This is a genomic window from Planktothrix sp., from assembly GCF_046067725.1.
Taxonomy (GTDB): Bacteria; Cyanobacteriota; Cyanobacteriia; order Cyanobacteriales; family Microcoleaceae; genus Planktothrix.
Window position 1 is genome coordinate 17,734 of record NZ_JBJUDF010000052.1, and the last position, 21,385, is coordinate 39,118.

Sequence of the window (21,385 nt, forward strand, 5' to 3'; positions counted from 1 at the left end):
CGATGAAAGATCGAGAATTTTTGCTGTTAGTCTGTTTAGTCAGTTTGACCTTAATTTTTTCCAATTTTTCCTTATTTCTCAAAAGTATTGCCTCTAGTTCCTTTCTGCAACCCCCCTTAAAACAAGCTGCACAACAGTTAAAATTAGACGAATTCCGCCAAAGTGAACAAGCCTTTTGGAACCAAATTAAAGAAATTAACTTAGATCAATCTTCTCCTCCCACAGAAGTTGCAACAGTCAATCCTGTAACCATTCCGCCTCAACAAAAAACCATTGCTTCTCCTAACCCTCAACCCAGCAAAACGCCTGTTTCTTCTCCTCAAAAACCCATTACTTCTCCTCATACTCAACTGAGCAAAATACCTGTTTCTACTCCTGCTCAAAAAGCCATTTCTCCTCCAACTCAACCTAAACCAACCGTTGAAAAACCTTATACTCGCTTTTTATTTGTTGGGGATTCTATTATGTTTGATTTAGGCGTTAAACTTCAGTCAAATCTTCGCAAAACCCATCAAATTAATCATACAAAATTAGATTATAAAGTTTCCAGTGGACTCAATCGAATTGATTATTATAATTGGTATAATCGCACAACAACCTTGATCAAAAGTTATAAACCCGATGTTGTTGTTATTTTATTTGGGGGGAATGATGGTCAAGATATTATCGATCAAAACGGACGTTATCAACGACTGTTAAGCAAAGGATGGGAACAAGCTTATCAAGATCGAGTTGAACGCTATGCTAAATTACTCTCAGCTTCTCCTGTAAGAAAAGTTTACTGGGTGGGTCAACCCATGTCAAGAAAACCTCGTTATAATCAGATTTTTACTGTTTTGAATAAAATCTATCAAAATGTCAGTCAAGCGCACCCCAAAATCAAATATATCTCCACCTGGGACACCTTTACATCGGGAGGAAAATATCTAGCCGTTGTTGCCGATAAATCGGGTAAACGTCGATCTGTTAAAATTAATGATGGGGTTCATTTTACCTCTCATGGTGCTAATATTATTAGTGAAGTTGTGCTAGATCAAATGAAAAAGGATAAAATTATTGCCCTTAAATCACAACCCTCTAAAACATCTCCTGAATCCCCCTCTAAAACACCTCCTGCCACTGCTAAGTAATGCCTTCCACCATTTCTAAATCTCCTTAAAATTGTTCATAACTTTTTTAAAAAACGTTAATTATCCCTTCTTTATTTCATTCAAAAAATATGGTAAAAATGCTAATAAAACCTATCATTTACGATTTAGCTTCCCAAGCCATTGATTTAATTCATCAAGCTGGATGTGAATCTGGAGATATTCGTTTTTGTACCTATCGAAATCAAACCCTTTCCGCCAATAATCGCTCATTAAGTAAGTTAACAGATCATCAAGAATCAGGTTTTGGAGTTCGAGTTCTGCTGAACGGTGCTTGGGGATTTGCTGCGAGTCACCGCCAAACCCCTGAAGAGTTAATTCGGGTGGTTAATTTAGCAGTAGGAATTGCCAAAGCCAGCCGTTTATGTCAACAAAATCCTGTCCGTTTAGTTCCAGTACAAGCGTATCAAGATACCTATATTACCCCCATTAAAATTGATCCATTTTCCATCTCTATTTCAGAAAAAGCCGATTTATTATTAACGATTAATGACCGTTTACTTCAGTATGAAAAACAGGGGATTATAAAAGCCAGTTCCTCGTTGCAATTTAACTTAGAAAATAAACTCTTTGCTTCAACGGAAGGATCATTAATTGAACAAACGATTTATCGCAGTTATAGTGGATATCGTTGTACAGCAGTTGCCAATGGAGATGCTCAAAGTCGCAGTTATGAACGTCTTCCCTTAAATATTGGCTATGAACATATTGCTCAAACTGATTTACTCAGTCAAATTGAACGGGTTGCAGAAGAAGCCATTGAAAAAGTTTATGCTCCTAAAGGGCCATCAGGCATTCAAACGACGTTAATTTTAAAGCCTAGTAATCTTTATTTAACCATTCATGAATCCGTCGGTCATCCAACAGAATTAGATCGCGTTTATGGCTATGAATCTAATTTTGCTGGAACGAGTTTCGCCACAACAGATCAATTAGGAAAATTGCAATATGCAGCACCTTGGGTTAATTTTAAATGCGATCGCACCCAACCGTGCGGACGTAGCACCTTGGGTTATGATGATGAAGGAGTTCCCGCTCAAGAATGGTATGTTATTAAAGATGGAATTTTAGTCGATTATTTAACTGACCGAGAAACAGCTTATCGTTTAGGACGTTCGAGTAGTAATGGTTGTGCTTTTGCGGATAGTTGGTCAAGTTTACCGATGGTGAGAATTCCCAATTTAGGATTAGAACCAGGGCCAAGGGGAGGAAGCCATACCGCAACATTATCCGAAATGATTGCTGATACTAAAGACGGGATTTTAATTGATGGAATTGGTAGTTTTTCAATTGATCAACAACGCCGAAATTTTCAATTTGGGGGTGATAGTTTTTGGCAAATTAAAAATGGCAGAATTATCGGAATGTTAAAAGATGTAACTTATCACGCCATGACAACAGATTTTTGGAACCAAGTAGATGCCATTGGCCCTGCTTCAGAATGGCAACAATGTGGGACTAATATTTGTGGAAAAGGAGAACCTTTACAAATTGCTCAAATGAGTCATGCTTGTGTTCCTGTGCGGGTACAAAACATTAATGTAGGTGGAAGATAATGAATCAGAAAAGCGAAAAAAATGGTATCCTTTAGACCTTTTTTGAAGGAAGCAGATAGAACGATTTATTGATAAAATAGAAAAACGTACCCATTGCAACAATTTATCGGTAAAAATATGACCTTATCTAACTCAGAAGATAGTATACTCCTGTCCCAATCTAATCATCCCTATATCTCACTGATTAGTGAATTACATCAACAGGCACTTCAACACGAGGAAAAGGGAGAATTTAGCGCAGCGATCGCTTGTTATCAACAAATCATTGATATTGAACCGAACTTACTCTTACCTTATCAAAGAATAGGCTATTTTTCTTTAAAAACCGAACAATTTGAGCAAGCCGTAACCGCCTATCAAAAAGTTATTGAATTAACTTCTAATGAGTTTTGGGCTTATAATAATTTAGGAGAAGCTTTAATTCAATTAAAACGATGGGAAGAAGCGATTCTGATTTATGAAAAAGCCTGTGAATTAGATCCTAACTGTTTTTGGGTTTATAATAGTTTAGGAGAATGTTTGAGTCAAACCCAAAAATGGGAAAAAGCGGTTTCTAGTTATGAAAAAGCTCGTCAATTAGATCCGAACTATTGGGGAGTTTATCAAAAATTAGGGGAATTATTAACCACCTTGGAACGGTGGGAAGATGTTGTTCCTATTTATCATCGTTCGATTGAATTGAAACCGGATTTCTTTTGGTCTTATGTTGGTTTAAGTAACGCATTAATTCATTTAGAACGCTGGGAAGAAGTTATTCCAGTTTGTCAACAAGCCATTGCAATTGATCCAAGTTTCTTTTGGTCTTATATCAATTTAGGGGATGCTTTATGCCAGTTAAACCGATGGCAAGAAGCCGTTGAAATTTATACGAAAGCAAATCAAATTAAATCAGATTTCTTTTGGTCTTATAAAAACTTAGGAGATGCTTTATCCCAGTTAAATCGATGGCAAGATGCAATTGTCGCCTATCAACAAGCCTTAGAATTAAGTTCTACAGAAATTTCCTGTTATTATAGCTTGGGTTTAGCTTATCTCAATTTAGAACAAAAAACAGATGCGATCGCTTGTTTTGAAACTATTTTAAAATTACAACCTAATCATATTGAAGCGGAACAAAAACTCCATGAACTCCAGACAGTTTCTTCTGTTGATGCAGCTACCGAATCATCACATCAATTAGAACCTATTGATTGGTTAAAATATTATCCCACATCGGGACAAGCACCCTCTTATATTTTAGCTAAACCAATTTCTTCTGGTAAAAATCCCCAAACCGGAAAATGGCAATTTCCAGTTCCTCCCCAGGAAATCATGTTAGTTTTTACAGAAAACGAGGAAAAGTATCTCAACTCTGGAAAAACTCAAGTTCAGATCATGCTTAATGTCTTGCGAGAAAGCGGATATTTTATCAAAACTGGAAGCCGAATTTTAGATTTTGGTTGTGCATCCGGTCGGATTTTACGGGAATTAGCAGATTTATCAGAGATTTGTGAACTATGGGGAACAGATATTAACGCTGATTGTATTGCTTGGTGTCAGCAAAATATGAGCCCTCCCTTTCATTTTTTTGTGGGTACAACCATGCCCCATTTACCCTTTGAAGACCGCTATTTTGATTTAATTTATGCAGGGTCAGTGTTTACCCATATTGATGATTTAGCAGATGCTTGGCTGTTAGAACTTCGACGCATTTTAAAACCCGGAGGACTGGCTTTTATTACAATTCAAGAACGTTATATTTTTGAGAAAATTAAAGATTTCCCTGAATTATGGCTTTCTAAGAATAATATTTGGCTCCAAGAACAAAAACAAGCTTGTATTGAAAACTATTTTAACTATATCAATCAAGATTTCGGGATGTTTACCTTGGGACGAGATACCCGTTCTTTGGTTTTCTATGATTTAGATTATTTTCAAGAAAAATGGAAACCCTTTTTCCAAACCTTAGCGGTTAAACGAGAAGCGTATTATTGGCAAACGGGAATTTTACTCAAACGACTTTAATCTGCATCTAGTTTCTACCTGGAAACCCCAGGGCTGTTTCATTCTCTCTCAAAAACCTTTGTGACCTAACCCCCCAACCCCCTTCCCTATTAGGGAAGGGGGAGTAATTAATGATTTTTGATGTTTAATAGTAATAATTAGTCCCCCCTCTCCTTGCAGGAGAGGGGGTTAGGGGGAGAGGTCATACAAATTCGCTCTCGAAAATGAAACAGCCCTGCTGGAAACCCTATTGAAGAAGCTCTGCCTCCTGTAACTATTATTAATTAAAGGCAGAGCCTATAAAAAAGTATTCCCTGGCTCTACCAGGGAACCAAAAACTATCAATAATCAATCTTCGGGTGTAATTCCTAATGCTCGTAATTGTGCAGCTAACTTTTCTGCCCGTTGATGTTCAATTTCTGCCCGTTGATGTTCAATTTCCGCCCGTTGACGTTCAGTTTCTGCCCGTTGACGTTCAATTTCCGCTCGTTCATCCCCGGTTAATAATAAATTCCCCTGACTATCCCACCAGCGTAACCAAGGTAATTGTACATTTTGATATTGACCTTGCCAAATTCCTAATTCTACATTTAAAGCAGGAATGAGGTAGTGTCCGCGTTCATTTGGGGGAAGCAGTTCAAAGCGATTTTCAATTAAATGGTACACTTCAACACTCGCTTTCTCAACTTCATAAATTCCATAGAATGCTGGACGGATGACTTGCTCATAAATCCAAAATTTACCCGGTTTTTTGCCTTCAGTTTCAGCCGTCCATAACGAAGTTTTATCCCGTTCTTCTGAACCATCCCCAGAGACAAATTCTAAAATAATTAAAGGAGCAACATATTCTTGCCAAAGCACATAAGAACGGCGCATTTGACCGTTTAAACTAGGAGGAACATTAGGAACATAAAACCAATCTGGCGCTTCTGCACCCCGTTGTGGTGGGTCAGTAATTCTCCAATAAATCCCACTATCTTGACCCATACAATAATATCCATCAGGATGAATATTTTGCAAAATTGGGTTAATCGAGTCCGTCAGTAAAATACTTTGCGGGTGTTCTTGAAAGTTTTTCACAAATGTTCCGTCTGAGTCAGGGAGTTGAGTGTGATCCGGTAAAGTTGTTAGGGGTTGTTCAGTAGGAAGTATTGTTGTCATCGCAGTAGGAAAAATTAGGTTTCATTTAAGATAGCAAAATTATTAAAGAGGATTTGATTCATTTTGTACTCAACTGTTTTGATTCAGAAAATCTATTTAATTAATAAAAAAAGTTGCACCTCACCCGACTGAAAACAACTTTTTTACTATTAAATATTAATATTGTTCATAGCCCACCTGTTCTAAACGGCTTTGTTTTTCCAAAACAGATTGCTTGAGATTTTCTCGATAATCTAAAACCTTTTGTAACAATTCAGGATCATGACTGGCTAAAATTTGTACCGCCAATAAACCCGCATTTTTAGCATTTCCAATGGCTACGGTTGCCACCGGAATTCCCGCAGGCATCTGCACAATAGAATAGAGAGAATCGACCCCCTGTAACGTGCGAGTAGTCACAGGAACCCCAATCACCGGAAGCGGGGTTAAAGATGCTACCATTCCGGGTAAATGGGCAGCGCCTCCAGCACCCGCAATAATTACTTTTAAGCCTCGTAAATGGGCGGTTTTTGCATAGTCAAACATTCGGTCTGGAGTCCGATGGGCTGAAACAATGGCGACCTCATGGGGGAGATTAAATTCTTCACAAACAGCGATCGCCGCACTCATGGTGGGTAAATCTGAATCGCTTCCCATGATAATCCCGACCACAGGAGGAGTAGAGTTAGGAAATAATGATGTAGAGTCCAAAGCTAAAAACCATTCCTTATGACAACAATACAACAGCAGAATGCTGCTCATCTCGATATTATCAATGTCCGTCTCCCAGGAACCAAAAATTTACAACAAGTTTTAATTCGTCAAGGTCAAATTCATGCCATTCAACCGATGACGGATCGTGATCAACGGTTATCTTCAACAGAAATTGAACTATTAGATTTACAAGGAGATTGGTTATCCCTTGGCGGAATTGATTTACAAATTAATGGCGCGTTAGGATTAGCTTTTCCTGATTTAGAACCCCAGCATCTCCTGAAATTAACAGAAATTTGTCAATATTTATGGCAACAAGGAATCGATGGTTTTATGCCAACAATTGTTACCACTTCCATTGATAAAATTCAGCGATCGCTGGCAACAATAGCCGAATTTATGCAAACCGTTGACCCACATCAACCCACTGCTAAACTATTAGGCGTTCATCTCGAAGGGCCGTTTCTGAATCCGAGTAAACGTGGCGCCCATCCCCAAGAACATTTGTTACCTTTAACCCTGGATCACGTACAACGGGTACTAGGAAACTACAGTCATCTGGTTAAAATCATGACTCTAGCCCCGGAATTAGACCCTACAGGCAGCGTGATTTCCCATTTGACCAAATTAGGCATGATTGTTAGTTTAGGTCACTCACAGGCTACGGCAGCCCAAGCTGAACAAGCGTTTAACCAGGGGGCAAAGATGGTGACTCATGCTTTTAATGCCATGCCGAGTTTACACCATCGAGAACCCGGTTTATTAGGGGCTGCATTCATTCACCCAGGGGTGCAATTGGGTTTAATTGCGGACGGACAGCACGTTTCCCCATTAATGGTGAAGTTACTATTGAGAATGTCGGGCAGAGAAACGACTGATTTTCCCCTATTCTTGGTCAGTGATGCCTTATCTCCTTTGGGGCTTCCCGATGGCGTTTATCCTTGGGATGAACGAGAAATTGAAGTCAAACAAGGAACAGCCCGTTTACCTGATGGCACCTTAGCGGGAACCACTTTACCTCTATTAACTGGGGTGCAGAATTTAGTTCAATGGAATTGCTGTAGCGTGGAAGATGCGATCGCGTTAGCCACCCTTGCCCCTAGACAAGCTCTGGGTTTATCTTCCTTAATCGGTGAATCTGCATTTCAACTGTTGCGATGGCGGGTTGATTCATCGGCTGCAATTCAAACGTTAAGTTGGCAGCGACTCTTCAGTTGTCATCCTGCCATTTGCCAATAAATAGAATAAAATAAAATTGAGTAAATGAGATTTAATGTTAACTTTTGTATCGGAATATGGGTGAAGCAAAACGTCGAAAAGAAAGCCTGGGAGAACGTTATGGCCAAGAAGAAAAAGTCTCCCCTTGGCTTCCCATTACCAAAAAACAAAGCCAACAATTCATGGAAATTACCACTAAAGCGAGTTGGATCGGGATTGGATTATTGGTCGTTGTCTGGATTACGATTCGGTTTATTGGCCCTGGGTTTGGATGGTGGCAAATTGATTAAAATCCCAGGGAACAGGGGTTGATCTGAACTTGTCTTCAGCAACAACGGATTGCTGAAACGGGAAATTGACACTCTCATAACTAGGGTTTTACTTATAACAAGTATTAAATATTTTTATAGTTTAGAGTGGATTTGACTACTCATCCCTGGCAGAACCGCATCTAAACTCGGTTAGAACCCTAAACTGTGCAAAATTTAACCGTATTGTTTTCCGAGATACCTTCTTTGAAGAGAGGTTTGATTAATCTTCAAAACGTTATAGACTTTAATGCTTAGGAGGTATTCTTTTCAATTTAGCGAGATCAGACTAAGATTAATATTTCAGCACCAAAACCTTAAGATTATGTTACATTCTGAAAATAATCTTAGGTGTGGTGATAGGAGGACAATTTATGTTTCTCAGACTGGCAGAACAACACCGCAAATTCGTTCAGGACTTGGTAATGAACCTCCAAGCTCTAGCTACCGTGCTAGAACGTCAGGGGTATCTCGCTTCCTGCTATACCTGTGGCGGTCAGATGAATAGCGCTTCCTTTATGGTGAGTTTAGGCGAAAATCATCTGATTCGGTTTCTCGTGTCAGACTATGGCATTACCTGGACGGAAATGCGCGATGATCGCGAACTCATGAAACTTGAAGGCGCTGAAGCCATTCAACAGTTGCAGGAATTAGCAAACTTAATGGTTTACAGAGGAACAACTTCTGTTTGTGCCATGACTCCCAAACTTGTCCAGCGTGTTTAGTCGGCATGATGATATGATCTCAAGAGGGACTTTGACACCGCCTGTGAGTGGTAATCTGAAATCAGAAGCAACTGTTTAGTATTGCTCCAATCCCTTGAGGAAATTCTTAAAGATGTCAACATCCCACTGGTGAGCAACAAGCTTGGAGTTTATGGCCACACTAGAATCAGATTGGCAACATCTGTTTGTTGAAACGAACAACATTCGCTTACACACGGTGACTCAAGGCGAAGGTGAACTTGTCATACTCCTACATGGGTTTCCTGAATTTTGGTACGCTTGGCGCTATCAAATTCCAGCCCTAGCCCGTTATTTTAAAGTCGTTGTGCCGGATTTACGCGGCTACAACGATTCCGATAAACCGGAAAGTGGCTATGATTTAGATACCCTCTGTACCGATATTCACGGATTAATAGAACGTTTAGGCTATGTCAAAGCTCATCTTGTTGGGCATGATTGGGGCGGGTTAATTGCCTGGCACTTTGCTCAAAAGTTTCCCCAATCTCTCAACCGTTTAGCGATTCTCAATGCTCCTCCCCCCCATCGCTTTGTTCAAGAATTAGTGAGTAATTTAGATCAACTTCGCCGCAGTTGGTTTGTTTTTGCCTTTCAAGTTCCGGGCATTCCTGAATGGTTAATTCAACAGAATTTAAAAGAATTTGTCACCAATGCGTTACGAGAACACGCCATCCGTAAAGGAGCTTTTAGTGCGGAAGAAACTCAAATTTATGAAGCGGCTTTAGAAAAACCGGGCGCATTACAATCGGCAATTAATTATTATCGTCATTTATTTTGGCCGCCAAATTGGTTATTAAATTGGACAAAAACTCCCAGCAAAATTTTGTCTCCGACCTTGGTATTATGGGGAAAAGAAGATTCTTTTTTAAGTCATCATTTAACTGAAGGTTTAGACCGATTGATTGCTGCACCCTTTAAGTTACAATTAATTCCTGATTGTGGTCACTGGATTCAACAGGAAGTTCCCCAAAGGGTGAATCGAGAATTATTGAATTTTTTAAGATGTTGATGGATGTTGAATGGATTTTAACCTGATCATTCATCAGGATTAATCCCTATTTTTCGTAACTGTTTTGTAAATATTGCGATCGCTTTCGTTCTGATTTTAGGGCAATTTTATTATTTTTATGAAAGATGATAAATTTTTTCTAATTCCTCTAAAATCCGATCAGTAATCATTTGAATGCGATAGCGACAGGCATGGGTTTCGGTAGAATTAAACGTTCCATTTTCCCAATATTTGTTACTTCCTGCGCCACCTCCACAAACCCCAAAATATTGACAGGTTTGTTGACATTGCTCTACCCCGGCTTTCATGTCTTGATAAATGTTCTGGAATTTTTCCGTATAACAAACGGATTCTAAACTATCTGTTAAGACATGACCTAAAATAAAATCTCCATAATCTTTTGTTTTGACCGCTAATAATTCGGGATCAAAAGTAGAAAAATTGCCTTGATGATCAAAGCTGACAATCACAAAGGGAGCATTCATATCCGTTTGATGCAGACGACAATCATTATAGATAACATTACAAAGGTTTTCAAATTCTCGGATTTTAAATTCTCCTTGACTTTGGGCTGTTAAATCCCACATTCGTTTAATAAAAGCTTGATATCGCGCTTCAAGTTTTCGGTTGGCTAGAGAAGAAGATTGATGAATCCCTTCTGTTTCTTCAAAATTAAACCCCACATGGGTGAGGTTATTATCCATAAAGAAGTTAAAGATTTCATCGGGATAATCTAAGGATTGTTCTGTAATTACCGCAATAATATGAACTGAAATATCATTTTTTTGTAATAATGAAATACCTCGCATGGTACTCTTATGACTTCCGGTTCCTTTCCGAGTTTGACGGTGGGTATCATGAATAAAATCAGGGCCATCAAGACTAACACCGACTAAAACATCATGTTTTTTAAATAAATCACACCATTTTTGATTAATTAATGTTCCATTAGTTTGAATTGATTGCCAAATTCTATGAGATTTTGTATTAAATTTTTTGCTAGATTCTTCTATTAATTGAAATGCAGATTCATAAAAGGAAATTGGAACGGCTAAAGGTTCTCCTGCGTGCCAACAAACTGTAAAATCATGCTGTACAAATGGACTTGTGAGAATGGTTTTAAAAATCGCTGGGATTAAATCTAAGGATAATTGATGCTTTTGTTCTCGATTCGGTAAATAACAATAATCACAGTCTAAATTACAGAAAGAAGTGGTTTGAATCACGACTAAATTAATCGGCCCAAAATCAGCAATCTTAAAATCGGGGGAAAGCATAACTAAAAATAAAAAAAGAAGTCTTGAGTTATTTTGAGATCACCGATAGGGGCAAGATTCCCTCACCCCTATGCCCAAAATACCTGTTCAGGGTATGAGGACTGAAGTTAACGCCTCAGCTTTAGTAACGATTTAAGAAACCGCCTCCATCCGCCCAACGACCGCCTCCACGACCATTGACCCAATCTCTACCACTACCATCAGCCCAACCGCCGCCTCCACGACCATTGACCCAATCTCTGCCACTACCATCGCCCCAACCCAATGCGATCCGGGTATCTTGGGGTCGTGTTTGGATTGATTCAGATTGTTGTTCTTCCTGGGCTTTAATGGTAGCAGACAGGCGAGACAACCGTTGTTCAATGGTGTTAGCTGAATCCTTGGAGAGTGGATGGGAGGTTTTAGCTTCTGCAACCGTTAGGTTGAGAACAGAAAGAGATAAGAGAAAACCGACTAATCCAGTTGTTGTTTGAATGTTCATGTAAGGTTTGCACGCTACTGCAATAAATCTTTATATTTTAAGATCAAACTGCTATTGATTATATCATCTAAAATGTATAATAGCTTAAAAGATTTTGCTATCATCGATTCTTCTCTGTCTATAAAACGAACCTACAAAAAGTATAAGGACTATCAATGCTAAAAAAAACTTTTTTGAGTTTATTAATGGCAGTCGGATTAACGTTAGGTTGTTCTTTAACTAGCCATGCAGAAACGGTGTTAGAACGGACGGCAAGGACAGGAACTTTAACCGTTGGAATGTTAACTGAAGCTGTGCCCTTATCCTATGTGAATGATCAAGGAGAATTAGTCGGTTATTCCGTTGATCTTGTGAATTTAATTAAAAAACGAGTTGAAGAACAGTTAGGACGATCAATTCAAGTTGACTTTGTGGTTGTAACTCCTCAAGATTGGATTCCAAAAGTTGCGAATGGTGAAATTGATTTAGCGTGTAATATTGGGTTTACTTGGGATCGAGATGTATTTGTTGATTTTTCTTTGCCCATGGCAAGAGGAGGCACAAAAATCTTATCTAAATCAGGCAGTGGTTTAGGAACCCCTGATTCTTTGAAGGGAAAACGCATTGGGGTATTACCTCAAACTATTGCAGAACAGGTGATTAAATTCGTTCAACCGGATGCAACCTTTGTTCAAATTTCTACTTTAGAAGAAGGATTTCAAGCCGTATCTTCGGGACGAATTGATGCTCTGGCGGCGGATGTAATTGCACTTGAAGGGTATCGTCAAACCGTGAATCAACCAGATGCTTTTACCACCACTCCGGCTCAACCCTATAATCGAGAAGGCATTGCTTGTATGGTTCCTGAAAATAACTCTAAGTTTTTAGATATTGTGAACTATACAATTGTTCGACTGATGCAGGGTTATCTGGAGGGAGAAGCCAGTTCTGTTGCAATTGTTAATCGTTGGTTTGGTTCCCAGGGAATTATTAATCTTGATCCCCAGTTAATTGAAAACTATTTTACAGAAGTGATCAACTCCAGAGAACAAATTCGCATCAAGCAATAATACTGAAAAAACTCAAGAGCGATCGCTATTATTCACAGAAAAAACTCGGTTTTGGGGATGACAGTCCCTAGATTAATGGGAGGACAAGAGTGTAAATCCCTCCAGAAACCGAGTTTCTTGAGTTTCTTTTGAATATTCCCGCTTTTTGTTACAATCTGTAAACAAACGGTTAAGGAAAAGGGCAGTCTAACAAATGCGGGTTGCGATCGCAGGAGCAGGTTTAGCAGGCATGGCTACGGCAATAGACCTCGTAGATGCCGGACACGAAGTTGAAATTTTTGAATCCCGTCCCTTTGTCGGCGGAAAGGTTAGCAGTTGGGTAGACCCCGATGGTAATCATATCGAAATGGGGTTGCACGTCTTTTTTGGCTGCTACTATAACTTATTTGAACTGATGCGGAAAGTGGGAGCCATTGATAACCTCCGCTTAAAAGATCATACCCACATTTTTGTTAACAAAGGAGGACAGACCGGAAGCTTAGACTTTCGCTTCATTACTGGGGCACCGTTTAACGGGTTAAAAGCCTTTTTTACCACCTCCCAACTTTCGGTCATTGATAAACTTCAAAATGCCATTGCATTAGGAACCAGTCCCATTGTTCGCGGGTTGGTAGACTTTGAAGGTGCGATGAAAACGATTCGAGAATTAGATCGAGTGAGTTTTGCTGATTGGTTTCGCAGTCATGGCGGTTCTGAAGGCAGTTTAAAACGAATGTGGAACCCCATTGCCTATGCGTTAGGATTTATCGATACTGAGAATATTTCCGCTCGCTGTATGTTAACGATTTTCCAATTTTTTGCCGCAAAAACAGAGGCATCTGTGCTGCGAATGTTAGAAGGATCTCCAGCAGAATATTTGCATAAACCCATTGTTAATTATTTACAAGAACGGGGAGCAAAAATTCACACCCGGCGTCGAGTTCGAGAACTTAAATTTGAGGAAATTGACGGAAAAACCTATGTCACCGGAATGATCGTGGCAAAAGGGGATACAGAAGAAACCATTGTTGCAGATGCTTATGTTTGCGCTGGGGATGTTCCAGGTGTACAAAAAATGATTCCGGCGGCTTGGCGCAAATGGTCAGAATTTGACAATATTTATAAATTAGAAGCGGTTCCCGTTGCTACAGTTCAACTGCGTTTTGATGGTTGGGTGACAGAATTAAATGATCCGGCAAAACGCCAACAACTGAAAGAAGCTGCGGGCATTGATAATTTATTATATACAGCCGATGCGGATTTCTCTTGTTTTTCCGATTTAGCGTTATCTAGTCCGGCGGATTATTATCGAGAAGGACAGGGATCTTTATTGCAGTTAGTGTTAACACCCGGTGATCCGTTTATTAAACAAAATAACGAAGAAATTGCTCACCATGTTCTCAAACAAGTTCACGATTTATTCCCTAGTTCACGGGAACTGAATATGACTTGGTATAGTGTGGTGAAATTAGCACAATCTTTATATCGAGAAGCACCCGGAATGGATGCCTATCGTCCGAGTCAAAAAACCCCCGTTGCTAACTTCTTTTTAGCGGGAAGTTACACGCAACAGGATTATATTGATAGTATGGAAGGAGCTACTATTTCAGGGCGACAAGCTGCTAAAGCCATATTAGAAAATAGCTTTCCTGGGGTTAAACCTTCTGCAGTAGTTGTTTAAAAATTGAGAGGGATCAAAGAAATCCGGTTTGTGATCAAGATTTGAGATAAAATTAGGAGATATCACGAATCTTAATCTGTTGTACAAATAGGGTGGGGTGTACTTACACCCAGATCTATAGCAATCCTATTTGATTTGTGGTAGGGGCAATTCATGAATTCCCCCTACTACGGTAAGGGTTTTAGTCATAGAGGTGATTACAACCTATGTAGACTTGCTATAGATCTTTTTTAAGATTAATATAGCAAGTCTAAATGATTTGTGATCAAAACCAGTAGGAGTTGGGTCTCCCAAACTAGGAGCAAACAGGGTTAGGAAACCCAACTCCTACCCTCAAATCTGACAACCTCAGCGCGGATTGCTATATTCTTGATCTGCTTTTGTGCAATCCCTAAAAAGCCGGGTATTATTTTCAATCCTTAGCATAAAAAATCATTACATCGACTCAATATTATGGCTAATTGGTTAGAACATAGCGTTCAAATTGAAGTTCCGGTTCCCATTGATGTTTCTTGGAATCTGTGGTCAGATTTGGAACAAATGCCTCGTTGGATGAAATGGATTGATTCAGTAACAGTTTTAGATGAGAATCCTGAGTTGTCTCGTTGGAAATTAGCGACAGGTAATTTCCAATTTAGTTGGTTATCAAGGATTTTGAAACAAATTCCTCATCAAATTATTCAATGGGAATCTGTCGATGGTTTACCGAATCGAGGCGCAATTCGGTTTTATGATCGTCATGGCAGTAGTATTGTTAAATTAACGGTTTCTTATGCTATCCCAGGAATTTTAGGGCAAGTTATGGATAATTTGTTTTTGGGTGGAATTGTAGAATCAACCATTCAAAAAGATTTAGAACGATTTCGAGATTATGCCATCGAATCCTATAGTAGTGCTTTGAATTAGAATCAGGTTCAATGATGGCATCTGATCTTTAATTCCAGATGGTATTTTTAGCTTAAAGCGTTAATTAACCGTTCAACTCGTTGTTTAATTTCATCTCTCACCCGATGAAACGTTTCTAACGGTTGTCCGTCGGGATCATCTAATTGCCAATCTTCAAAAACTTCTTGAGTGACCCAATCTTCGGGTAAATTCACACCACAACCACACAGAGAAATCACCGCATCATACTCTTCCGCTTGAAAATCACTTAAGGGGTTAGAAGTTTGATTGCTAATATCAATCCCAATTTCATCCATCACTTGAATTGCAGTAGGATGAACCCGACTCGCTTCTAAACCGGAACTGGTAACGGCGATTTTTCCGGCTCCTAATGTTCTAGCAAATCCTTCCGCCATTTGAGAACGGCAAGAATTTCTTTTACAAACAAACATTACTTTTTTCATGTTTAATCTCCTAATTTATAAAGGTTAAAAACTCGAAAATCTCAAGGGTTTAGATCCGATGAAGATCAACTTTGTTAATCGTTTTCCCCATCTCACTTAGGGTTTCCTGAAGCCCTTTTTCTTTGCGTTCACTGTAACGGTCGGTGAGATAATCAACTTGATCTCGAAGTAACAATGTGAATTTATAAAGCTCCTCCATAACATCAATAACCCGATCTCGATACGGAGAATCCTTCATGGTTCCGTCTTCGTTAAATTCTTGGTAAGCTTTAGCCACCGAAGACTGATTAGGAATAGTAAACATCCGCATCCAACGCCCTAAAATTCGCAGGGTATTAACAGCATTAAAAGACTGGGAACCTCCACTCACCTGCATCACCGCTAATGTTCTTCCCTGAGTGGGTCTAACGGCGCCAATATTCAAGGGAATCCAATCAATTTGATTTTTCATAATTCCACTGATTTGACCATGCAATTCTGGACTTGACCAAACTTGTCCTTCAGACCACAAACTGAGTTCACGTAACTCCTGAACTTTAGGGTGAGTATCCGGTACACTTCCATAAATCGGCAATTCTCGTGGGTTAAAAAATCGGACTTCTGCACCGAATTCTTGTATGATTCGGGCGGCTTCTTCTGCTAATAAACGACTATAGGAACGCTCTCGCAAAGAACCGTATAAAAACAAAATTCGGGGTGGATGATCAAACTGACTCATTGATTTAGACCTTTAAGCAACGAGGATCAAGTAAAGTCGCTTTTTCTGGTTCTCTGGGAAACCAAAAAGCTGTTTTTTTACAAATTTCCACCAACATTAACATTACAGGAACTTCAATTAATACCCCCACAACTGTTGCTAAAGCAGCACCGGAATTTAAACCAAATAATGTAACGGCGGTTGCGATCGCGACTTCAAAATGATTACTCGCTCCAATTAATGCGGCGGGTGCTGCATCTTCATAGGACAATTTTAATTTTAAACCCGCTACATAGCTAATTAGAAAGATAAAATTAGTTTGGATGAATAATGGAACTGCAATCAACACAATATGCAGAGGATTATTAACAATTAATTCTCCTTTGAATGCAAATAGTAACACCAAAGTAATTAATAGTGCCGAGATAGCAATTGGGCTTAAATAATGCAGAAACTTTTGTTCAAACCATTGTTTACCCTTGTTTTTAAAGATCCAATATCGGCTATACATTCCCGCCGCTAAAGGTAAGCCAACATAAATTAAAACGGATAAAAAAATCGTTAGCCAAGGAACGGTTAAATCATTGGCTGCTAATAACCAACGCCCTAACGGTGCATATAAAAATAGCATCGCTAAGGAATTAACTGCCACCATAACTAAAGTATGACCTTGATTACCATAACACAGATAACCCCACATTAAAACCATGGCGGTACAAGGAGCAATTCCTAATAAAATCGCCCCGGCAATATAGGAGTTAGCTAATACAACTTCTTGCCCTCGGATCAGTTCTGTTCCTGTTAAAAGCGGACGAAATAACCAGCCTAAAAAGAATTGAGCAAATACGACCATTGTGAAAGGTTTAATTAACCAATTCACCACTAAGGTTAGAAACACAGGTTTGGGAGTACGAAGGGCGTTGACTGCCTGGGTAAAGTCAATTTTTACCATGATGGGATACATCATAAAAAACAGGCAAATCGCAATCGGAATTGAGATTTGATAGATGCTCATGGCATCTAAAGCAACGGCAACACCCGGAAATAATCGCCCTAAAATAATCCCCGCAATAATACATAAAAATACCCAAAGGGTTAGATATTTTTCAAAAAAACTGAGTCGGCCACCAACCTGCACGGCTGATGGATTTACACCTGACGATTTTACATTCATTGAACCTCCTGCAAAATCCTAATCTTGATTGCTTGATAGTTCTGACCACCTAGAGATAGTACCATTATTTCAAAAAATTTTGATATGTCAAGTTAAAAAATGTTAAGAATCTGAGATCGATCTAAGAAAGATTCACTTGATCTAGGTGAATTAACCTAGATTGACCTGATTTAAACTTTAGTATTCTGCTCGTTTTATCAATACTTCATCTAAGGTTAAATCAAACTCAGATTTGCCACCAAAGACTGTCCCAACTTTTGTTTTATGAAAGTTGCGATAGAGTTTGGTATAATCATCAAAGTCAAAAGGAATATAACCCACGTTTTCAACCACTTGTGATGCTTTTTGCATATAGAAATCCAGAAAATCATTCATAGCTGGGTTATTTTGAAGGGCAACGGCATTAACATAAATAAATAAAGGGCGAGATAAGGGTCGATATTTTTCGGCTTCCGTTGCATTTTGAGAAGGCATAATTGGCCCTGAACCCTTTTGATTATCAACGGCTAATGCTTTTAACGCCTCTAATTTTTTCTGATAATAAGCATAACCAAAATAGCCTAATCCATTGGGATCATTAATAATAGCTTGTTCAAGAATCTCATCATCTTCACTGGCTTGATAATCAGTGCGACTGGCTCCTTCTTTTCCCACAATTGCGGCGGTAAAATAATCATAAGTTCCTGAATCTTTACCGGGGCCATAGAGATTAATGGGTTGCTTTGGCCAAGAAGCTCTAATTTGATTCCAAGTTGTAATTTTTCCTTGGGCTTCAGGTTCCCAAATCTTTTTTAATTCGGCAACTGTAATATCATGAGCCCAGGTATTTTGAGGATTAACGACAACGGTTAACGCATCAAAGGCAACTGGTAATTCCAGATAAGAAATATTGTTTTGTTTACAAACTTCCATTTCTGCTTTTAAAATCGGTCGAGAAGCATTATTAATGTCCGTTTCTCCAGCACAAAATTTTCTAAAACCTCCTCCTGTCCCTGAAAAATTAACCGTTACGTCTATATCAGAAGGACTCTGAGCATTGTAATTTTTAACAATTGTTTCAGTGATGGGATAAACGGTACTAGAACCATCAATTTTAATCGATTTTGTCTGTTTGATCTGACCTGGACTGCACGCCAAAAGCAGGGTAGAAGTCCCCAGAGCTAAAGTTAAGGTTGTGAGAGAACAAGGTAATTTTGGTAGTCTCGTCGTCATAAAGTATCCCCTGTAACATTTAGGATGAGGGATGTTAAAATTATATCAATTTTTTTTGATATGTCAAGTTAAAAAAAGGTTAAAAATATTTTAGAGCCTCTAAAAATACTTCATCAGCTTGAGTAAGATGAGGAAAATTATTATTGCTAATTGCCTTGATTCATCTAATCTTTGAGTAATTGATTAAAACTGAGGTAACTGCCATAATTCCGGTTGAAATTCACTCAAGGAATTAAGAATCTGATCCGCTTCTTGATAAAGGGATTGATCCATATCAGATGCGGGAACAGCAATGACTGACATTCCTGCTGCTTTCGCTGCTGAAACTCCCGCTAAGGCATCTTCAAACACTAAACAATTTTCGGGTTTTGCCCCTAAACGTTGCGCGACTAATAAGAAAATATCGGGGGCTGGTTTACCCTTTTTAAGTTCAGGATCATCGCCTCGAACAATTTGTTGAAATAAGGAAAACCATTCTTGATGACTTTGGGTTTTAGCGGTAAACGGACGAGTTCCTGAACTGGTCGCAACCCCTTGAGGAACGTGATGAGAAGCCAGATGTTGAGTTAAACGAACAGCCCCATCTAACGGTAAAACATGGGGATAAAATTTATAAATAATGGCATCTTTTTGTTTTAAAAAGTCTTCAACGCTCAGGGATAAATCTAACTCTTGAATCAAGAGTTGAGCAGAATCATGGGATTTCCTGCCTCTCACTTTGCAATGGAGAGTAGGGTCAATTGTTTTCCCATAATGGTTAGCAACCATTTGATTTACTTGAGCATGAAGGGGTTCTGTGTCTAACAGTAAACCATCTAAGTCGTAGATAACGTGAGTAATTTTTTTGAAGTTGGGCATGGGTGGAACATTAATAAAGTATTGAATTGATTATGAATGAAATTGACTCATAAATCAAGACTAAGACGAGATGGATATTCAAGATTTTTCAATTGACTTCTAATTTTCTATTTTAAACTACGATAAAACTTGTTTCTAATTGGCAATCAATAGGAAAAACCCTAAAAAAAGCTTAAAATTAGCCATGTTTAACTCCTAAAATGGTAATCTTGACCCTACCGATAGGAGGTTAAAAAAGTTTGAATATTGGGTTAAGATTTCCTAAAGAATCAAAAAATATAAACACAATAATAGTTTTATTGAGAAAGACTAAATTTTGTAAAGTCGATTTACAATTACTTTTTAAATTTAATGAACGACTCCCTTGACTTTAATCAGCTTATTCTCTAAGATAAGAATTTAATTGTTAAGCTAACAAGCTAATGACAAGTCGCCGCGTTTGGAAACAGCCATGAGATTAACCCCAGATTGTTTTGATTGGAATCAGGCTGATCATTGGGAAACTCAATTATCTTTAGTATTGGATCAAGCTCAATTGGAAGAGTTTGCGACCCATCTCACTCAAATTTTTAGTTTAGAAACTGAAGGTAGACTATCTCCTAGACAAGCCTATAGCCAAATTAAGGCATTAGTTACTAACCTAAAAACCAACGTTATCCGTGATTAAATTTAAGTTAAGCAAGCTGATTACCGATGGAGAATCCTGTGTTTTGCTTCTATTTTGAAGTTCTGTTATAATTTTTTGTGCGATAGATTCAGTGACAACGCGAATACAATTAACTGTAATATTTTGAGAGCTTCACAATGGAAACAAAAACCAATCCTCAAGCCCAAACTTTAGGATATTGGGCGGTACAAGGCATTAAAAAACATCTGGAAAAAGTCGTCAGTCATGAATCTGAAGTGTTAAAAGATCATGATCCTGAAGAACTTCATCAAATGCGAGTGGGGATGCGAAGATTGCGTTCTGCAATTGTTGGGTTTGCTCCAGTATTAGATTTACCTAAATCGGCGGAAGATGAAAAAATTGGTAAGATTGCGGGACGTTTGGGAAAATTACGAGATTTAGACGTACTATTAGAAACGTTACAAAATAATTATTATTCCTATTTACCTTCATCCGAACAAGAAATCTTAGATCAATTATTAATGGGTTTAGTTAAACAACGTCACAAAGTCTTTCGAGTTGTGTCATTAACTTTAGAATCTAAAAATTATAAAAACTTGAAAGCAGATTTACAAGATTGGGTGAAAGATCCTGGCTTTACCCCCCTAGAAAAGCTTCCAATTAATGAAGTTCTTCCTGATTTATTACTTCCGCAAATCAGTCAATTATTTTTACATCCAGGTTGGCAGGTTGGTGACACTCACAACCCACTAAGTTCTATTCCTTTAGAAACCGTAGAAAAAATTTTAAATCAACAAGGAAAATTATTGCACAGTTTAAGAAAGCAAGTCAAGCGAGTCCGTTATCAAATGAATTTATTTACTAACTTTTATAGTCCTAAATATTCAGATTATTTAGAAGACATGAAAGCGATTCAATCTTGTTTAGGAGATATTCAAGATAGTATGGTTTTAGGAGAAAAAATAGCCGAAGAAATTTCATCAAAAACCATAGCTAAACTTCCTACTTTTTTTAATTTATTGACTCAAAATCGTTACCAATCTTGGCAAATCTGGGAACCATTTCAACGTCGCTATTTACAACCTGAAACTCGTTATCAATTTCGCTTAGAATTGCTGAACCCTAGCCAAGAAACCGAAAATAAAAATCTTGACGATTAACAGTCAATCCCCAACTGCTAA

Annotated in this window: 21 protein-coding genes; 12 read left to right on the top strand and 9 right to left on the bottom strand. The window is 38.5% G+C overall.

Translation table 11 applies throughout. The annotated features are described in order from the left end of the window. Positions 1-2: 2 nt before the first annotated feature. The 3 genes from ACKPEB_RS02885 to ACKPEB_RS02895 all read left to right on the top strand — a co-directional run bounded on the left by ACKPEB_RS02885 (position 3) and on the right by ACKPEB_RS02895 (position 4,708). Positions 3-1,130 carry a DUF459 domain-containing protein gene (locus ACKPEB_RS02885; protein ID WP_408963281.1) on the top strand — a complete coding sequence of 376 codons (1,128 nt, stop codon included), beginning with the start codon at positions 3-5 and terminating at the stop codon, positions 1,128-1,130. A 98-nt stretch (positions 1,131-1,228) separates the two neighbouring features. Continuing rightward, on the top strand, positions 1,229-2,704 hold the full coding sequence (locus ACKPEB_RS02890) for a TldD/PmbA family protein (protein ID WP_408967497.1): 1,476 nt from the start codon (positions 1,229-1,231) through the stop codon (positions 2,702-2,704). Between the two features lie 117 nt (positions 2,705-2,821). Beyond that, positions 2,822-4,708 carry a tetratricopeptide repeat protein gene (locus ACKPEB_RS02895; RefSeq protein ID WP_408963283.1) on the top strand — a complete coding sequence of 629 codons (1,887 nt, stop codon included), beginning with the start codon at positions 2,822-2,824 and terminating at the stop codon, positions 4,706-4,708. A gap of 327 nt (positions 4,709-5,035) precedes the next feature. Here ACKPEB_RS02895 and ACKPEB_RS02900 read toward each other — a convergent pair whose 3' ends face one another. Continuing rightward, complete coding sequence (locus ACKPEB_RS02900; RefSeq protein ID WP_408963284.1) at positions 5,036-5,848, bottom strand: Uma2 family endonuclease; 813 nt, start codon at positions 5,846-5,848, stop codon at positions 5,036-5,038. 156 nt (positions 5,849-6,004) lie between these two features. Then, complete coding sequence (gene purE, locus ACKPEB_RS02905) at positions 6,005-6,484, bottom strand: 5-(carboxyamino)imidazole ribonucleotide mutase (protein WP_408963309.1); 480 nt, start codon at positions 6,482-6,484, stop codon at positions 6,005-6,007. A 72-nt stretch (positions 6,485-6,556) separates the two neighbouring features. Here purE and nagA point away from each other — a divergent pair, with 72 nt between their 5' ends. The 4 genes from nagA (at position 6,557) to ACKPEB_RS02925 (ending at position 9,819) form a co-directional block, all read left to right on the top strand. Continuing rightward, positions 6,557-7,780, top strand: a complete 1,224-nt coding sequence (nagA, locus tag ACKPEB_RS02910; RefSeq protein ID WP_408963285.1) for an N-acetylglucosamine-6-phosphate deacetylase — start codon at positions 6,557-6,559, stop codon at positions 7,778-7,780. A 56-nt stretch (positions 7,781-7,836) separates the two neighbouring features. Further along, positions 7,837-8,049, top strand: coding sequence for a DUF2839 domain-containing protein (locus ACKPEB_RS02915; protein ID WP_408963286.1), 213 nt, complete (start codon positions 7,837-7,839; stop codon positions 8,047-8,049). A gap of 392 nt (positions 8,050-8,441) precedes the next feature. Further along, positions 8,442-8,792 (top strand): DUF1815 family protein, encoded by a 351-nt coding sequence (locus tag ACKPEB_RS02920; RefSeq protein WP_408963287.1) that lies wholly within the window; start codon positions 8,442-8,444, stop codon positions 8,790-8,792. A 151-nt stretch (positions 8,793-8,943) separates the two neighbouring features. Continuing rightward, complete coding sequence (locus ACKPEB_RS02925; RefSeq protein ID WP_408963288.1) at positions 8,944-9,819, top strand: alpha/beta fold hydrolase; 876 nt, start codon at positions 8,944-8,946, stop codon at positions 9,817-9,819. A gap of 116 nt (positions 9,820-9,935) precedes the next feature. Here the strand turns inward: ACKPEB_RS02925 and grrM are convergent, their stop codons facing one another. Further along, positions 9,936-11,096: a cyclophane-forming radical SAM/SPASM peptide maturase GrrM/OscB gene (grrM, locus tag ACKPEB_RS02930; protein WP_408963289.1), complete on the bottom strand. Its 1,161-nt coding sequence runs from the start codon at positions 11,094-11,096 to the stop codon at positions 9,936-9,938. 121 nt (positions 11,097-11,217) lie between these two features. Further along, positions 11,218-11,577 (bottom strand): GrrA/OscA1 family cyclophane-containing rSAM-modified RiPP, encoded by a 360-nt coding sequence (gene grrA, locus ACKPEB_RS02935; protein ID WP_408963290.1) that lies wholly within the window; start codon positions 11,575-11,577, stop codon positions 11,218-11,220. Positions 11,578-11,732: 155 nt separating this feature from the next. Here grrA and grrP point away from each other — a divergent pair, with 155 nt between their 5' ends. From grrP to ACKPEB_RS02950, 3 genes are all read left to right on the top strand, one after another. Next, entirely contained in the window at positions 11,733-12,626 is an 894-nt protein-coding gene (grrP, locus tag ACKPEB_RS02940) for an extracellular substrate binding-like orphan protein GrrP (RefSeq protein WP_408963291.1), read from the top strand. A 193-nt stretch (positions 12,627-12,819) separates the two neighbouring features. Continuing rightward, positions 12,820-14,286: a 9,9'-di-cis-zeta-carotene desaturase gene (zds, locus tag ACKPEB_RS02945; protein ID WP_408963292.1), complete on the top strand. Its 1,467-nt coding sequence runs from the start codon at positions 12,820-12,822 to the stop codon at positions 14,284-14,286. A 453-nt stretch (positions 14,287-14,739) separates the two neighbouring features. Continuing rightward, the gene (locus ACKPEB_RS02950; RefSeq protein ID WP_408963293.1) at positions 14,740-15,192 is read left to right on the top strand and encodes an SRPBCC family protein; all 453 of its coding nucleotides are present in this window, start codon (positions 14,740-14,742) and stop codon (positions 15,190-15,192) included. A 47-nt stretch (positions 15,193-15,239) separates the two neighbouring features. On the opposite strand, the gene arsC is transcribed toward ACKPEB_RS02950, so the two are convergent. The 5 genes from arsC to ACKPEB_RS02975 form a co-directional block, all read right to left on the bottom strand. After that, positions 15,240-15,635: an arsenate reductase, glutathione/glutaredoxin type gene (arsC, locus tag ACKPEB_RS02955; protein ID WP_408963294.1), complete on the bottom strand. Its 396-nt coding sequence runs from the start codon at positions 15,633-15,635 to the stop codon at positions 15,240-15,242. 49 nt (positions 15,636-15,684) lie between these two features. Continuing rightward, positions 15,685-16,353, bottom strand: a complete 669-nt coding sequence (arsH, locus tag ACKPEB_RS02960; RefSeq protein WP_408963295.1) for an arsenical resistance protein ArsH — start codon at positions 16,351-16,353, stop codon at positions 15,685-15,687. A 4-nt stretch (positions 16,354-16,357) separates the two neighbouring features. Further along, on the bottom strand, positions 16,358-17,506 hold the full coding sequence (gene arsB, locus ACKPEB_RS02965) for an ACR3 family arsenite efflux transporter (RefSeq protein WP_408963296.1): 1,149 nt from the start codon (positions 17,504-17,506) through the stop codon (positions 16,358-16,360). A 177-nt stretch (positions 17,507-17,683) separates the two neighbouring features. Beyond that, on the bottom strand, positions 17,684-18,718 hold the full coding sequence (locus tag ACKPEB_RS02970) for a PstS family phosphate ABC transporter substrate-binding protein (RefSeq protein ID WP_408963297.1): 1,035 nt from the start codon (positions 18,716-18,718) through the stop codon (positions 17,684-17,686). Between the two features lie 183 nt (positions 18,719-18,901). Further along, entirely contained in the window at positions 18,902-19,576 is a 675-nt protein-coding gene (locus ACKPEB_RS02975; RefSeq protein WP_408963298.1) for an HAD-IA family hydrolase, read from the bottom strand. A gap of 451 nt (positions 19,577-20,027) precedes the next feature. Here ACKPEB_RS02975 and ACKPEB_RS02980 point away from each other — a divergent pair, with 451 nt between their 5' ends. Both ACKPEB_RS02980 and ACKPEB_RS02985 read left to right on the top strand, forming a co-directional pair. Beyond that, positions 20,028-20,243 (top strand): hypothetical protein, encoded by a 216-nt coding sequence (locus tag ACKPEB_RS02980; protein WP_408963299.1) that lies wholly within the window; start codon positions 20,028-20,030, stop codon positions 20,241-20,243. A 137-nt stretch (positions 20,244-20,380) separates the two neighbouring features. Further along, positions 20,381-21,364, top strand: coding sequence for a CHAD domain-containing protein (locus ACKPEB_RS02985; RefSeq protein WP_408963300.1), 984 nt, complete (start codon positions 20,381-20,383; stop codon positions 21,362-21,364). Positions 21,365-21,385 lie beyond the last annotated feature (21 nt).